16 protein-coding genes are annotated in these 14934 nt (G+C 70.6%); 10 read left to right on the top strand and 6 right to left on the bottom strand.

The features are described from left to right. The first annotated feature begins 29 nt into the window (after positions 1 to 29). The 3 genes from ACYQ78_RS03795 (at position 30) to ACYQ78_RS03785 (ending at position 3767) form a co-directional block, all read left to right on the top strand. Positions 30 to 1805 carry a SpoIIE family protein phosphatase gene (locus ACYQ78_RS03795; RefSeq protein ID WP_459799238.1) on the top strand — a complete coding sequence of 592 codons (1776 nt, stop codon included), beginning with the start codon at positions 30 to 32 and terminating at the stop codon, positions 1803 to 1805. A 9-nt stretch (positions 1806 to 1814) separates the two neighbouring features. Beyond that, a complete protein-coding gene (locus tag ACYQ78_RS03790) occupies positions 1815 to 2609 on the top strand; it encodes an MEDS domain-containing protein (protein ID WP_459799237.1) in 795 nt (264 codons plus the stop codon). 114 nt (positions 2610 to 2723) lie between these two features. Then, positions 2724 to 3767 (top strand): glycosyltransferase, encoded by a 1044-nt coding sequence (locus ACYQ78_RS03785; RefSeq protein WP_459799236.1) that lies wholly within the window; start codon positions 2724 to 2726, stop codon positions 3765 to 3767. Between the two features lie 336 nt (positions 3768 to 4103). Here the strand turns inward: ACYQ78_RS03785 and ACYQ78_RS03780 are convergent, their stop codons facing one another. Beyond that, positions 4104 to 5117, bottom strand: coding sequence for a PucR family transcriptional regulator (locus ACYQ78_RS03780; RefSeq protein ID WP_459799235.1), 1014 nt, complete (start codon positions 5115 to 5117; stop codon positions 4104 to 4106). 83 nt (positions 5118 to 5200) lie between these two features. Between ACYQ78_RS03780 and ACYQ78_RS03775 the strand changes: the two genes are divergently transcribed. From ACYQ78_RS03775 to ACYQ78_RS03755, 5 genes are read left to right on the top strand one after another with little or no spacing between them, the layout of a single operon-like run. Next, entirely contained in the window at positions 5201 to 6112 is a 912-nt protein-coding gene (locus tag ACYQ78_RS03775) for a proline dehydrogenase family protein (protein WP_459799234.1), read from the top strand. Further along, positions 6112 to 7764 (top strand): L-glutamate gamma-semialdehyde dehydrogenase, encoded by a 1653-nt coding sequence (gene pruA / locus ACYQ78_RS03770; RefSeq protein ID WP_459799233.1) that lies wholly within the window; start codon positions 6112 to 6114, stop codon positions 7762 to 7764. The genes ACYQ78_RS03775 and pruA overlap by 1 nt, the downstream gene beginning before the upstream one ends. Before the next feature lie 39 nt (positions 7765 to 7803). Next, positions 7804 to 8391, top strand: a complete 588-nt coding sequence (locus ACYQ78_RS03765) for a hypothetical protein (RefSeq protein WP_459799232.1) — start codon at positions 7804 to 7806, stop codon at positions 8389 to 8391. Next, positions 8388 to 8852 carry a hypothetical protein gene (locus ACYQ78_RS03760; protein WP_459799231.1) on the top strand — a complete coding sequence of 155 codons (465 nt, stop codon included), beginning with the start codon at positions 8388 to 8390 and terminating at the stop codon, positions 8850 to 8852. The genes ACYQ78_RS03765 and ACYQ78_RS03760 overlap by 4 nt, the downstream gene beginning before the upstream one ends. A 41-nt stretch (positions 8853 to 8893) precedes the next feature. Continuing rightward, the gene (locus ACYQ78_RS03755; protein ID WP_459799230.1) at positions 8894 to 9739 is read left to right on the top strand and encodes an ROK family protein; all 846 of its coding nucleotides are present in this window, start codon (positions 8894 to 8896) and stop codon (positions 9737 to 9739) included. Here ACYQ78_RS03755 and ACYQ78_RS03750 read toward each other — a convergent pair. After that, the gene (locus ACYQ78_RS03750) at positions 9732 to 10196 is read right to left on the bottom strand and encodes a DoxX family membrane protein (RefSeq protein WP_459799229.1); all 465 of its coding nucleotides are present in this window, start codon (positions 10194 to 10196) and stop codon (positions 9732 to 9734) included. The genes ACYQ78_RS03755 and ACYQ78_RS03750 overlap by 8 nt on opposite strands. A gap of 150 nt (positions 10197 to 10346) precedes the next feature. Here ACYQ78_RS03750 and ACYQ78_RS03745 point away from each other — a divergent pair, with 150 nt between their 5' ends. After that, positions 10347 to 10733 (top strand): pyridoxamine 5'-phosphate oxidase family protein, encoded by a 387-nt coding sequence (locus ACYQ78_RS03745; protein ID WP_459799228.1) that lies wholly within the window; start codon positions 10347 to 10349, stop codon positions 10731 to 10733. Positions 10734 to 10742: 9 nt separating this feature from the next. Continuing rightward, complete coding sequence (locus ACYQ78_RS03740) at positions 10743 to 11174, top strand: DUF3592 domain-containing protein (protein ID WP_459799227.1); 432 nt, start codon at positions 10743 to 10745, stop codon at positions 11172 to 11174. Here ACYQ78_RS03740 and ACYQ78_RS03735 read toward each other — a convergent pair. The 4 genes from ACYQ78_RS03735 to ACYQ78_RS03720 are packed head-to-tail and all read right to left on the bottom strand — an operon-like array spanning position 11158 to position 14915. Continuing rightward, a complete protein-coding gene (locus ACYQ78_RS03735; protein ID WP_459799226.1) occupies positions 11158 to 12195 on the bottom strand; it encodes a YihY/virulence factor BrkB family protein in 1038 nt (345 codons plus the stop codon). The genes ACYQ78_RS03740 and ACYQ78_RS03735 overlap by 17 nt on opposite strands. 20 nt (positions 12196 to 12215) lie before the next feature. Next, the gene (locus ACYQ78_RS03730) at positions 12216 to 13082 is read right to left on the bottom strand and encodes an LLM class F420-dependent oxidoreductase (protein ID WP_459799225.1); all 867 of its coding nucleotides are present in this window, start codon (positions 13080 to 13082) and stop codon (positions 12216 to 12218) included. Between the two features lie 10 nt (positions 13083 to 13092). Then, positions 13093 to 13635 (bottom strand): DUF305 domain-containing protein, encoded by a 543-nt coding sequence (locus ACYQ78_RS03725; protein ID WP_459799224.1) that lies wholly within the window; start codon positions 13633 to 13635, stop codon positions 13093 to 13095. Further along, positions 13632 to 14915, bottom strand: coding sequence for a DUF1996 domain-containing protein (locus ACYQ78_RS03720; protein ID WP_459799223.1), 1284 nt, complete (start codon positions 14913 to 14915; stop codon positions 13632 to 13634). Before ACYQ78_RS03720 ends, ACYQ78_RS03725 begins: the two co-directional genes overlap by 4 nt. Positions 14916 to 14934 lie beyond the last annotated feature (19 nt).

The following is a 14934-nucleotide window of genomic DNA, read 5'->3' as shown; positions in this document are numbered from 1 at the left end:
ATGACGGATGAGAGAGGGAGCACACACCGGTGACCGACCTGGAGCAGCGGCTGGGCGAGTTCGCGGCACACGTCGCCGACCTGCCCCGCAGCCCCGAGCTCGAGACCGCCCACGGGCTGGTCAACGAGGCCCTGAGCGAGCTGGCCAAGGCGAAGCGGCGGCGCGACGGCGGCCCCCAGCGCGAGCAGAAACTGCTCCGGCAGATCTTCCGCACCCTCCCGATCCCGGTGATCGTGATGGACACCGGCGGCACCGTCCGCCGGATCAACAACGAGACCACCCGGCTGCTCGGCAGCCCGGCCGGATATCTGATCGGCCGCGCGTTCCCGCTGCTCATCGAGTCGTCGAACCGGGCCGTCTTCCGCGCCAGGTTCGCCGAGGCCCTCCGCAGCGAAGACAGCACCACCTTCGAGACCCGGCTGGCCCACCAGGGCCGGGCCCACACGGTCCGGCTGGTGCTGAGCCGCCTGCGGATGCCCGGCGAGCCGCAGGAGATGGTCGCGGCCGTCGCCCTGCCGACCGACGTGCAGCTCACCGGCCGCGACGCAGGAAAGGACACCCCTGACGAGTCGCTGTTCCTGGAGGCGGCCCGCCGCCACGAACTGTCGGCGCAGCTCACCCGGCTGCTGCTCGACGACGAGAGCCTGCGCGAGCCGGTCGCCCTGATCCGCGCGGCCCGCCTGCTGGCGGCCGAGACCGCCGACTGGGTGATCGCCGACATGGTCCGCGACGGGAACCTCCACCGGGCCGCCGTGATCGCGCCGTCGACCCAGCCCGCCGCCAAGCTCCAGCGGGCGATCGAGGGCCTCGACCCGGCCGCCGCGCCGCTGGTCGAGCGGGTGCTGGCCACCCGCACCGGGGTCGTCCACGAGATGCTCAGCGACGACACCCTGCTCGGCGGCGACGTGCTGACCCAGATGAAGGCGGGCAGCCTGCTGTCGGTCCCCATCCGGTCGGACGACGAGGTCGCCGGGGTGCTGACCCTCGTACGGCTGAGAGACCGCCCCCCGTTCGGCCTGGCCGATCTGGGGCTCCTGGAGGAGATCGGCGGCCACCTGGGGCTGGCCCTGCGGGCCCAGCGGAGTTTCCAGCGCAGTTCCAACGCCGCCGACGCCCTGCGCAGCGGCGTGCTCCCCCGGTCGCTGCCCGAGGTGGCCGGGTTCGAGACCGCCGCGATCTACCACCCCGGCTCGGCCATGCGGGCGATCGGCGGCGAGTTCTACGACGTCTTCCCGATGAAGGGCGGCTGGGGTTTCGTCATCGGCGGCGCGGCCGGACGCGGCGAGGAGGCCGCCTCGGTGACCTCCCTGGTCCGCAACGGGATCAGGGTGCTCAGCGCCTTCGAACGCGACCCCGGCGAGGCCCTCCGCAAGGTCAACGACGCCCTGTTGGCCCAGCACACCGGCCTGTTCGTGATGGCCGCCGCCGGTTTCGTCCGGGGCAGGAAGGTCCGCCTGGCCTCCGCCGGGCACCACCCGGCCGCGCTGCTCCAGCCCGACGGCGGGGTGCGCTTCACCGAGGGCGGCGGCGTGCCGCTCGGCTTCGAAGAGGGCGCCGAGTCGGCCACCGAAGAGCTGACCCTCGCGGCCGGTGAGACGCTGGTGCTCTACTCCGACGGCCTGGTCGGCACCCGCAGCGCCGCCGGGGAGAACTACGGCGAGGCGCGGCTGACCGAAGTGCTGGCCCGGTGCGTCAACCAGCCGCCCGCCGCCGTGGTCAAGGCGATCGAGGAGGACCACCGCGCGTTCTGCAACGACGACGTCGTCGACGAGGTCACGGTTCTCACGCTGCGTCGTTCCCGCTAGCCTTGGCGGGTGCAGCCCGGTGACCACAGGTCCGTCGCCTACTCCGACGAGGCCGAGTTGGAGCCCGTGCTGGCCCCCTTCATCGCCGAAGGGCTGGCCGGTGCGGACAAGGTGCTGTATCTGACCGACGTGACCCACCCCGCCGTCGTCACGGGGCTGCTGCGCGGCTGGGGCGTCGACACCACCGACGCCGCCCGCTCGGGGCGGCTGGAGATCCACCGGCTCGAGTCGTTCACCCCTGCCGATGTCGCGGAGCAGGCAGATCGGGCCAGGTCAGAGGGCTATCGGGCGCTGCGGGTGACCGGTGAGATGAGCTGGGCGGTCAGGGCCGGTCACGAGCGGCTGGCCGCGTTCGAGAGCGGCCTGCAGAGGGTCTTCGACACCGGCACCGCCCTCGGCGTGTGCCAGTTCGACAAGCGGCTGTTCGGCCCCGGCGAGCTGGCCGACCTGCTCCGGCTCCACCGCGCCGACGACCACGATCTGCTGCTCCAGACCGCGCTGCTGCGCATCCGGCGGACCTTCGGCCCCGACGGCATCCGGGTCGAGGGCGAGATCGACGCCACCTCCTCGGCCGACCTGGCCCGCCGTCTCGCCGACGCGGCCCAGACGGTTTCCGGCGATCTCCACGTCGATCTCCACGGGGTGACGTTCATCGACCTGGCCGGTCTGCGGGCCCTGGTCGACACCGCCAAGACCCTCGGTGACCAGCGCGAACTCGTTTTGGGCCCGGTGCCCGAACACGTCGGCCAGCTGATGCGGCTGATCGGCTGGCACACCACGCCAGGTCTGCGCATCGAGGCGTAATTCTCGCCAAAGCTTGCGTTTGAAGCGGTTCGGTGTACGGTAAAGACCACAACATAGTTCGTGCCTAAGACGCAGGCACACCCCTTTCATCGCGTATTCGCCATGAGGTGTGTCATGCATATCGCCATCGTCGCCACGAACAACCTCTCCTCCACCGCCCCCGCCGTCGCCCGTGAACTGGGCCGGGGCCACGAAGTCACCGTCTACACCCGTGACGACGCGCAGATCAAGGGCGTCAGGGTCGAGCGGGTCCCCGCCGGTCCCGACCGCGAACTCGCCGAGAACGAGCTCCTCCCCTACATCTCCGACTTCTCCGACGGCCTCAAGCAGCGCTGGAACGCCGAGCGCCCCGACGTCATCCACGCCCACTCGTGGACCGGCGGCCTGGCCGCCATCGCCGGATCCGACGGCCTCGACGTCCCGGTCACCCAGACCTTCCACCACGACGACCGCCCCTCGGCCCAGGTGCTCCGGCTGGAGCGCGCCATCGGCCGCCGGGCCCGCGCGGTGATCGCGGCCTGCGCCGGCGAGGAGTCGCAGCTCATCCAGATGGGCGTCCCGCGCCGCAACATCTCGATCGTGCCGAACGGTGTCGACATCGAGCGCTTCCGCCGCCAGGGCCCGGCGTTCCCCCGTGAAGGCCACCCGCGCCTGCTCCACGTCGGCGCGACCGGCGCCGGCGCCGTCATCAACGCGCTGACCTCGGTCCCCGACGCCGAACTCGTCGTGGCCGGCGGCGACGACCCGGCCCTGGAGCGCCTGCGCATGCTGGCCCGCGCCCGCGGCGTCGAGGAGCGGCTGACCCTGCTCGGCCACGTCCCCCACAACGCGATGCCGAAGCTGATCCGCAGCGTCGACGTCGCGCTGTCCCTCCAGCCGACCGTCCCCACCGGCACCGCCGCCCTGGAGATCATGGCCTGCGGCGTCCCCGTCATCGCCTCGGCCTCCGGCGCCCACCTCGACTCGGTCGTCGACGGCGTCACCGGCTTCCTCGTCCGCCGCCCCGTCGAGGTCACCTCCCGCATCCGCGACCTCCTCGGCGACCGCACCCTCCGCTCGGCCCTCGGCTTCGCCGGCGCCGACCGCGCGCGCTCGCGCTACTCGCTCGAGCGCGTCAGCCAGGAACTCCTCCGCGTCTACGAGAGCGCCTGCGCCTGAACCTCTCCCCTGAGGGAACAACCGAGCGCCCGCGATGCTCCGGCCATCGCGGGCGCTCGGCCCGTCTCAGGACTACTTCAAGCTCAGTTTTCTTTACGGCTCCGCCGCCCCTGAGGCCATCCACGCAATTTCGGGCTTCCACAGAATCCGGAGCCCGACCAGTCCTGGCCTCCCGGGGCCTCGACCTGACATGACCCCAACATCACGCCGCATACCCGAAATGTCGGGCGGCAAAGTCGGCTGTCCCTCTGAAGCCACCACCCCGAGACCGCCGCCTCGGAAGCATCACCCAAAGCAAGGCCACCTCATATGCCGAAATTTCGGTACACGACCCGGTTAGAGACGCCGGGCCTTCAGCGACAGGTGGAGCAGCAGGCGGTCTTGGCCATCCGACAGGTCTTTGCCGGTGAGTTGGGCGGCGCGGCCCAGGCGGTAATAGAGCGTCTGGCGATGGATGCCCAATGCCGCCGCCGTTTGCTGGACATGGCCCGCCCGATCCAGGTAGGTCTCCAGCGTCGTCGCCAGGTCTTCGGGCAGGGCGGCGGACTCCCCCGCCAGTTCGGCCAGCTCGTGGTGGGGCAGCCTGACCAGGTAGCGGTAGACGCCCAGCTCTGACCAATGAGCGACGGGCTCCCCGGTTTTCTCCGCCACGCGCAGCGCGTTCAGGGCCTCCCGCCAGCTTTCCCACGCGTCTTCCGGGTCCTGGCGGAGATCGCCGACTCCAACTGAAACGCCATACATGGCGTGCAAACTGGTGGCCGCCTCGCGGGCGCGAGCCGGTGGGGCCAGAAACGCGGGATGCGTGCCCGCCTGACCGGTGAGCACGTCTCGTGGGAGGGACCACGAGATGGGGACCTCGGCCGGGCCTGCCGCTACGGCCAAAGCGACCAGTGGGCCCTCGATTCCACGAGCCGCTTCGGCTCGGGCCTGGGGGTTCGGGGAGAAGAGGTCGTCGAGAGGGGCGCGGCGGATCTGGGCTTCGTGGGCCAGAGCGGCGGCCAATCGCGCGAACAGAGGGGCCGCCTGGTGGAGGCGGGCGTCGGGGAGCTTCCCGCTGTCGAGGAGCCAGAGGTAACCGTAAGTGACGCCCTTGTGTCGCAAGGGGACGCAGACGCGGGCGAGGAAGCCGGGGGCCTGCGGAATGCGTACGGGATGATCTGCCGTTGCGATTCCGTAGGCCTCGAAATGTGCCTTCGTGGCGGGGGTCGCGCGGCGGCGGAGGATGGATTCCTGGCGGACCTCGTCGACGACGCCGCTCTGGACACCGTAGGCGACCAGCTCGAACGCGCGATCTTCGACGGTCACCGACGCGTCGAGCAGGCGGGCGATCTCGTCGACCAGGTCTTGCATGGGGCCATTATTGTGCATTTGTCTGAAGAGACTTGGCCGGATGTCCGTGGAAGGGTACTTTCCGGGCGAATTACGCTGTGTGCATGCTCGGTTCCACGCTCCTCGCCGTGTCGAGGAATCCGCTCGCGCGCAAGGCCGTCACGGCCCTGCCGCCCACCCGGCGCGTCGTCGACCGGTTCGTCGCCGGGGAGGGCACGGCCGACGCCGTGTCCGCGGTGAAGACACTGGCCCGCTCGGGGCTCATGGTCACGATCGACCATCTGGGCGAGGAGGTGCGCGACACCTCGGCGGCCGTCACGACCGCGAAGGCGTACATCGAGCTGCTCGACGCGCTCGCCCCTCTCGGGCTGGGGCACCGGGCGGAGGTCTCGGTCAAGCTGTCGGCCGTCGGGCAGGCGCTCGACGACTCGATGGCCCTCGAACACGCGCGGGAGATCTGCTCGGCCGCCCGCGACGCCGGGGCCACGGTCACCCTCGACATGGAGGACCACACCACGGTCGACTCCACGCTCGGCATCCTGCGCGACCTGCGGGCCGACTTCCCCGACGTCGGGGTGGCGATCCAGGCCTACCTGTTCCGGAGCGAGGCCGACTGCCACGACCTGCGCGATTCGCGGGTCAGGCTGGTGAAGGGCGCCTACCGGGAGCCGGCGTCGGTGGCGTACCAGAAGAAGAACGACGTCGACCTTGCCTATGTGCGCTGCCTGAAGGTGCTGATGGCGGGCACGGGGCACCCCATGGTGGCCACCCACGACGACCGGCTGATCTCCATCGCCGAGCTGCTCGCCGACCGGCACGACCGGCCGCGCGACACCTACGAGTACCAGATGCTGTACGGCATCCGTACCGACAAACAGCAGGCGCTCGCCAACTCGGGCGCCCTCGTGCGCGTGTACATCCCCTACGGCGACGACTGGTACGGCTATTTCATGCGCCGCCTGGCCGAACGACCGGCCAACGTGGCCTTCTTCCTGCGTTCCCTTGGGGGTAAGTGATGGACGCCGTCTCCACGGTCCCGACACCGGTCAACGAGCCGGTGCGGTCGTACGGCCCCGGCAGCGCCGACCGAGCGATGCTGGAGGGGCGGCTGAAGGAACTGGCCGCCACGTCGATCGACCTGCCGATGACGATCGACGGCGAACGCCGCATGGGCGGCGGCTCCCCGATCCCGGTGGTCCAGCCGCACAACCACGCCTCGGTCCTCGGTACGACCCATGACGCCACCCCCGCCGACGTGCGGTCGGCCATCTCGGCGGCGCTGGGCGCGGCCCCCGCCTGGCGGGCGCTGTCGTTCGACGAGCGGGCGGCCGTCTTCCTGCGCGCGGCCGAACTGCTGGCCGGGCCCTGGCGGGCCACCCTGAACGCGGCGACCATCCTCGGCCAGTCGAAGTCGGCCCAGCAGGCCGAGATCGACGCCGCCTGCGAGCTGATCGACTTCCTGCGGTTCAACGTGTCGTTCGCGCGCCAGCTCCTCACCGAGCAGCCGATCTCCTCGCCCGGCGTGTGGAACCGGATGGAGTACCGGCCCCTTGAGGGCTTCGTCCTGGCCATCACGCCGTTCAACTTCACCGCCATCGCCGCGAACCTGCCCGCCTCGGTCGCGCTGATGGGCAACGTGGTCGTCTGGAAGCCGTCCCCCACCCAGCAGTTCGCCGCCCACTTCACGATGGCGCTGCTGGAGGAGGCCGGGCTCCCCCCGGGCGTGATCAACCTGGTCACCGGCAACGGCTCGGCGGTCTCCGAGGTCGCGATGACCCATCCGGCGCTGGCCGGCGTCCACTTCACCGGCTCGACCCCGACCTTCCAGCACCTGTGGTCGACGGTCGGGGCCAACATCGGGCGCTACCACGCCTACCCCCGCCTGGTCGGTGAGACCGGCGGCAAGGACTTCGTGCTGGCCCACCCGTCGGCCGACCCGGCGGCGCTGACGACGGCGCTGATCAGGGGCGCCTTCGAATACCAGGGCCAGAAGTGCTCGGCGGCGTCCCGCGCCTACGTGCCCCGCGCGATGTGGAACCTCATCCGCGACGACTTCGTCTCCCTGGCCGAGTCGCTGACCGTCGGCGACGTCGCGGCCGACCTGTCGACGTTCATGGGCGCCGTCATCGACGCCCGCGCGTTCGCCAAGCACAAGGCCGCCATCGACCGGGCCCACGCCGCCGACAACATCTCGGTGCTGACGGGTTCCTACGACGACTCGGTGGGCTACTTCGTGAAGCCGACCGTGCTGGAGTGCGCCGACCCGACCGACGAGATCTTCACGACCGAGTACTTCGGCCCGATCCTGTCGGTCCACGTCTACGACGACTTCGACGCCACCCTGACCCAGCTGGAGTCGGCGACCCCCTACGCCCTGACCGGCGCGCTGATCGCCCGCGACCGCTACGCCATCGCGGCGGCCTCGGAGAAGCTGCGCTACGCCGCCGGCAACTTCTACATCAACGACAAGCCGACCGGCGCCGTGGTCGGCCAGCAGCCGTTCGGCGGGGCGAGGGCCTCGGGCACCAACGACAAGGCGGGCTCGATCCTCAACCTGATCCGCTGGGTCAACGCCCGCACGATCAAGGAGACCTTCGTGCCTCCGGTCGTGCTGCCGCCGTACCGGGGCGACGTGCCGCAGAGCGGCTGGCAGCAGCCGGAGTTCTGACCTTGGCATTTGCGTAAGACGCAAGTTATCTTGCGTCTTATGCAACGACCGCCGCCCATCCTGCTCCCCCTGCTGCGTTCTCCGTTGCAGGGGGAACTGCTGGCGTGGCTCTTCCTGCATCCCGACCACGAATTCCCGCAGATGGACCTGGCTTACCTGTTCGGTGTCTCCGCCGCGGGGGTGAGCAGAGAGGTCGACCGGCTGTCGGAGGCCGGGCTGGTCCATCACCGCCGTCTGGGCAACCTCCGGCTGGTCCGTGCCGCCACCGAGACGGCCGTGGCGCGGCCTCTCACGGAGTTGCTCGCGCTGACCTACGGCCCCATCGCGGTGCTGCCCGAGATGCTGACCGGCGTGCCCGGCGTGGAGGAGGCCTACATCTACGGCTCGTGGGCGGCCCGCTACCAGGGCGAACCGGGCCCGGTCCCCCATGACCTCGACGTCCTGGTGATCGGCGGCGCCGATCTCGACGACCTCGACGACGTCGCCAGGAAGGCCCGGCAACGCCTGGGCCGGGAGGTGAACATTCGCCAGATCACTCGCGGCGACTGGGAGTCTCCCGAGGAGAACCCCTTCCTGGAGTCGGTCCGGACTCGTCCACGCGTGAAGCTGGAGGTCGGAGCCGGATGAGATGGGAACAGGGCCGCCAGACGGTCGAGGGCATGATCGGCCGCGGCGAACTGGGCAGGGTCCCGGCGAGCCGCCCCCAGGCCGAGGCGATGATCGACCAGGCCCGCAAGCACGTGACCGCGGCCCGGCTCACGATGGACGTCGACCCCGTCGGCTCCTACCAGCTGCTCTACGACGCCGCCCGCAAGGCGCTGTGCGGGGTGCTGGAGAACCAGGGCCTGCGGACCACCGTCAGGGGCGGCCACATCGCCGTCTTCGAAGCCGTGTCCGCCCAGCTCGATCCACCGCTCGGCCCGATCCTGCGGCCGTTCGACCGCATGCGGCGCAGAAGGAACGAGGCGGAGTATCCCCAGCGCGACACCGAACGCTTCGGCCCGGACGACGTGCGCCGCGACCTTCCCAAGGTCGAATCGATCATCGATCTCTCGGTCAAGGTGATCGATCAGATGCGGCCTTTCTAGCGTCATTTTGCCGGAGCGCCCGTTCGCGATTGACTACGGGTGTGATCAGGTACGGAGCCGTCGAAGCCGGCGGAACGAAATGGGTGTGCGCGCTCGCCGACACCGACGGAAAGGTCGTGGCCACCGAGGTGGTCCCGACGACGACACCCGACGAGACCATCCCGGCCGCCGTCGCCTTCTTCAAGCGTCACCCCGCCCCCGCGGCGGTCGGGGTCGCCACCTTCGGCCCGGTCGACCTGTCGACCGGGCACATCACCGCGACCCCCAAGCCGGGCTGGTCGGGGACCGACGTGGTGACGCCCTTCCGCGACGCCCTCGGGGTGCCGGTCGGGCTCGACACCGACGTCAACGGGGCCGCGATCGGTGAGCTGCGCTACGGCGCGGGGCGGGGGCTGCACACCCTCGCCTACATGACGGTCGGCACCGGCATCGGCGTGGGCGTCATCGTCGACGGGCGGCCGCTCCACGGGCGGACCCACCCGGAGGCCGGGCACATGCTGGTCCCCCACGACACCGCGCGTGACCCGTTCCCGGGCATGTGCCCCTTCCACGGCGACTGTCTCGAAGGTCTGGCCTCGGGGTCGTCGATGCGGGCGCGCTGGGGGCGGCCGGCGCAGGAGATCGAAGACGGCGAGCCGTGGGAGCTGGAGGCCGAATATCTGGCGAAGGCCGTACACAACCTGGCTTCGACCCTCTCCCCGCAGGCCGTGATCATCGGCGGTGGGGTCGGCGGGCGGCCGGGGCTGCTCGACCTGGTCCGCGCCCGCGCGGCCGAGCTGGCCGGCGGCTACGCGCTCGACACGCTGATCTTCGCGCCGGGGCTGGGCAACCTGTCAGGTGTGACGGGCGCGGCCGAGCTGGCCCGCATGGCGCTCGACGCTACCTGAGGAACGGCAGGCCGCCGGTGCGCGCAGCCCACTGGCGGCCGAAGCCCCACGTGTCGCCCGCGTTCCCGGCGGCCAGCCCGATGAGGACGATCGCGTAGACGATGTGGTCGTCGAGGAATGGGTTGGTCGTCAGCGGCAGCGCGGCGCCCCACATCAGGAGCAGCATCAGCGTTCCGGCTCCGGCCGCGACGCGCATCCCGATGCCGAGGATCAGCGCCGCCCCGACGCCCAGCAGCCCGGCCATGAACAGCACGTCGACCCACCAGTGCCCGGCGAGCGAGCCGTAGAAGCCACCGGCGTTGGTGAGGAATCCGGTGGTGGGGCTGCCGCCGTTGAGCCACGACTTCTCGCCGGGCGTGCCGAACCCCAGGCCGAACAGCTTGTCGAGGAAGGCCCAGAGGAAGATCCAGCCAAGGGCGATCCGGGCGACCGCCCAGACACGGGCCGAGAGGGTCATCGGGGGCTCCTTCTGTACGAGGTGTTTGCGCCCTCCATCACACGCTTTCCACCGTTACGACAGCAGAGCCCGAGGACCCCTCAGGCAGGGACCTTCGGCAGGGCCGATCGGCCGTTGTCCCAGCGCCCCGGCCCGAGCAGAGTGGACGCCATGAACACCCTCCGCACCCTCACCGACGAGGAATGCCTCGCCCTGATCGCCCCCGGCGGCATCGGCCGCATCGCCTTCACCGGCTCCCACGGCCCGACGATCCTCCCCGTCAACTACCACCTCGACGCCGGGAGGATCGTCCTGCACACCCGCACCGGCGGCGCCCTGGACGCCGACCTGCGCACCCACATCGAGGGCCTGGAGATCGTGGTCGCCTTCGAGGTCGACGCGATCGACCCCGAGCGCCGCGAGGGCTGGAGCGTGCTCGTGCAGGGCCCCTGCCACCACGCGGGAACCGACGTGCTGGGCGGCTCGTGGGCCGAGGGCCGCGACCACCTGATCACGATCACCCCGTCCCGGGTCACCGGCCGCCGGCTGGAGTCGTAGTCTGCGGGGGTGGAACGGGTCGTCATCGGGCTGGTGCTGGAGTTCATCGGCCTCCATCTGCTGGCCCAGGGCCGGTCCGTGTTACGGGCGAGCCGGGCGTTCCTGGCCGTCGCCGTCGCCGCCGAGGGCGAAGTGGTCAGGCTGGTGGCCAGCCGCGCGGGCGTGGCGCAGCGGCCCCGCCCGGCGCACGTCTACCTGCCGGTCCTCCGCTTCCGCACCGCCGAGGGGCGGATCGTCGAGGCCCGCTCCCCCGTCGGGAGCAACCCCGCTCCGGCCGCCAAGGGTGACCGCGTGCGGGTGCTCTACGACCCGGCCGACCCGGCGAACGTCCGCATCGACGACGTGCGGGGCCACGGGGTCACGACCGGCCGGTGGCTCGTCGGCATCGGGGTCGTGGTGCTGGTCGCGGCGTTCGGCGTCGTGGTCAGCGCCGCCGCCTGACGCGGGCGATCAGGGCTCGGGCCGCCGTCAGGGCGGCCATGCCGACCGCGCCCACCAGCGGTTCCCGTTCCTCCTCCTTGGTCGGGCCGGGGTCGGGCATGGCGGGTTCGGTCTGGTGGGTGCGGGAGGCCTCCAGCTGGGCGGCCACCGCCAGGCCGATGAACAGGGCGATCGAGGTCAGGAACGACCACAGCAGCAGCGCCATCACCGCCGTCAACGGCCCGTACGTCTCGCCGAAGCTGCCGTTGAGGCCCGTGTAGACGGCCAGGCCCAAGGTGAAGATCGTCCACAGGACCAAGGTCACCAGAGCCCCGAAAGCGAGCCACGTGTGCCCCGGCTGCCTGCGCCGGGGAGACGCGCGGAAGATCACCGAGGTCGCCACCAGGGCCAGCAGGAAGCCCAGCGGCCAGCGCACCAGGTCGAAGGCGAAGCGGAGGCCGGGGCCCCAGTCGTACACCTCGGCGAGGGCGTGTTTCAGGGCGCCGCCGCCGACCATCGTGACGAAGCCCGCGACCATGAACGAGCCCGCCGTCGTGGCCAGGACCAGGCCGCGCAGGTATTTGCGGTGGAACGGGCGGTCGCGTTCGATGCCGTAGATGCGGTTGGCGCCGCGTTCGACCTGGGCCATGGTGCTGACCAGGGAGAACACGGCGGTGATCAGGCCCAGCCACAGCGCCACCGCGTCGGAGCGCGAGCCGCCGTCGAGGATGTCGCGGACGGCCGCCACGCCCTCGCCCGGTGTCAGTGAGCTCAAGGTCAGGGCGAGGACCTGGCCGAGCTTCTCGGTGTGGACGACCGAGCTGAGCCCGACCAGGGCGATCGCGCCGGGGATCACCGACAGGCACATCTGGAACGCCAGGGCCCGCGAATGACTCATGCCGTCGCCGTAACGGAAACGGACGACGGAGTCACGGGCGAGCCGCCAGGCGCCGTAGGCGCGCAGGGCGGCCCAGGCGTCGTCGGCGGACAGGTCGTCGCCGGTCATCGATTGGGTCTGGGGGACGAGGGTGGCTGAGCCCACGCCGCCAAGTTAGCCCAATGTCAGATCAACTGGACGACCGGGATCACGTCGTGACCGATCTGCTCCAGCGGCGTCAGCCCGGACACGCCCTTGACCTGGCCGATCGCCAGGCTGAAGCCGAGCTCGGAGTAGCCGCCCAGATCGTCGACGATCTTCTGGGTGCCATGTGAGGTGTCGTAGATGTAGTAGATCGTCTTCTGGATGTCGTCGTAGTTGCGGCCGACCGCCTCGCAGTGGCCGCGCAGGACGTCGAGCTTGCGGCGCAGCTCGTCGGGCGCCGCCGGGAACAGGTTGCAGGCGTCGCCGTATTGGGCGACCAGGCGCAGCGTCTTCTTCTCGCCGCCGCCGCCGATCATGATCGGCGGGTGCGGGCGGGTGATCGGCTGCGGGGAGTTCAGCGGCCGGTCGAGCGTGAAGTGCCGTCCGGTGTACGGCTTCTCGTCGCCCGCCCACATCTGCAGGCAGATCTGCAGCGCCTCTTCGAGGATCTCGAAGCGTTCGGCCAGCGGCGGGAACGGGAAGCCGAGGCCCTTCGACTCGTCTTCGTTCCAGGCCGCGCCGATGCCCAGCCAGGCACGGCCGCCCGACAACACGTCGAGGGTCGTGATGATCTTGGCGAGCAGGCCCGGCTGGCGGTAGATCACACCGGTGACCAGCGTGAGCAGCCGCGCCCGCGTGGTCTGGGCGGCGATCCAGCCGAGGGTGGTGTACGCCTCCAGCATCGGTTCTTCGGGCGGGCCGACGTTCGTGATCTGCCAGAAGTGGTCCATCACCGCGATGGTGTCGAACCCGCTCTGGTCTGCGGTCTTGACGATCTCGGCGAGCTGATCGCTCAGCGGCGCGTCGCCGGGGTAGGTGAAACTCGGGATCTGAAGTCCAACCTTCATACTTACATTCTTACCGTGTAAGCCCCGCGAGAATCGACAGCTGCCCGGCCCGCGCCGCGGTCATGTCGGCCGCCAGGGCCAGCGCCTCGGGCGAGGCGCCCGCCTTCTGCTCGCTGGCGGTCACCATCGCCGACTGGTCGAGATGGCCCTTCAGCGCCTTGAGCAGCATCTTGTCGAAGGCTTTACCCTTCGCCTTGGCCGCCGCCTCGATCGCGATCGGGGTCGCCATGCCCGGCATGTCGTGCCCCTCGTGCGGGTTGGGGCCCGCCTTCGCGCTGGTCAGGATCGCGCGAAGACGGGCCAGCTCAGCCCGGTGACCCTGGCCGACGGACCCCGCCAGATCGACGAGAGCGGGGTCCGCGGCCCGAGTGGGGGCTAGGTCGGTCAGTTCCAGGACACGCTCGTTCATCGCCGCCATGAGCTGCGCCCACGCCAGATCCGTCGGGTTGTACGCACTGGCCGTCACGGCCACGACGGGTGCCGGAGGTGGCGGTGCTTCCGACGTACAGGAGACCGAAAGAAGCAACACGGCGGCGAGAACGAGTTTTCTCATGGGCGGCCGTTGGCCCCGCACTTGATGACCGGACGGATGCAGTCACGCACCCGCTGGAGCATCTCCGCCTCGGGCCAGGCGTTGAAGAAGTCGCCGTGCATCGTGAATCCGCGGCCCGACGAGAGGCGGATCCGCGAGGGATCGCCGCTCACCGGATAGCGGAGCACCTGGCGCAGCTTCGGCACCGGGACCGGGTGGGTGGCCGGGCACGCCTGGTTGACCGGGTAGGCCATGTGGCTCTTGTGGTCGGGCGAGTCGAGGTTCACCCCGTCCCAGCACTGCGGGAAGTCCAGGTACGACTCCAGCATCGTGCCCGCCGGGCAGTTCACGAAGTCCTTCGACGCGCCCGCCTCGTTGGCGTGCAGGCACGACCACCGGGCGATCGTCGTGCTGTCGGGGGCGGTGGCCTTGGCGTTGCCCGCCACGATGCGCAGGCCCAGCGGCAGCGGCTGGATCTGCGCGGTGATGTCGGGCCGGACACCCTCACCCAGGTAGTAGAAGGTCGTGATGACCGGTTCGACGGGCTGGTCGTTGACGTAGAGCGTCGGCACCCAGTACGACGACAGGTCGATGCGCGGGTTGCAGTTGGAGTCGCCGGCCAGCAGCGATTCCACGGTCGAGTTGGCGTTCGTCGTCAGGTTGCCGAAGAACGAGTGCATGTGCGAGGCGCCGGCCAGGCCCGGGAAGATGATCGGGTCGTCCGGCAGCCGGTGCGTGAACGGGCAGTCGGCCAGGAACTCCGACACCCGCACGATCGGGCCCGTCGGCTGCGACGGCGTGGGCGTCGGGGTCGGGGTGGGACCGCCGCCGGGGCCGTACACCTCGAACTCCCACAGCGACACGCCGTAGCCGGTGGCGCGGGCGGTGGTGTAGACGCGGATGTAGCGGGCCGACGTCTGAGTGAAGCTGATCGTCTGCACGCCGCCGGTCTGGGCGGTGCGGGTGGCGACGGTCGTCCACGTCGTGCCGTTGGCCGAGGTCTGAAGCTGGTAGGCGGTGGCGTAGGCCGCCTCCCACCGCAGCACGACCTGGTTCATCGAGGTGGCGGCGCCGAAGTCGACGCGGAGCCACTGCGGGTCGGAGAACAGGCTCGACCAGCGGCTTCCGGCGTTGCCGTCGACCGCGTTGGCGGCCACGTGGCCTCCCTCGACGGAGGAGGCGGTGGCGGTCTTGCCCTGTGAGATGGGGGCCGCTTCGGCCCGTTGGGTGACGACGGTGAGCATGGCGAGGATCAGCACGCCGATGGCGGCGATCCTGGCCCACGTGATGGTCAGGGACATCGCGTTACTCCAATGGTGG

It is taken from the genome of Herbidospora sp. RD11066 (genome assembly GCF_054661255.1).
The sequence above is the reverse complement of the archived record's forward strand: the minus strand, read 5'-3'. Positions and strand labels throughout refer to the sequence as shown.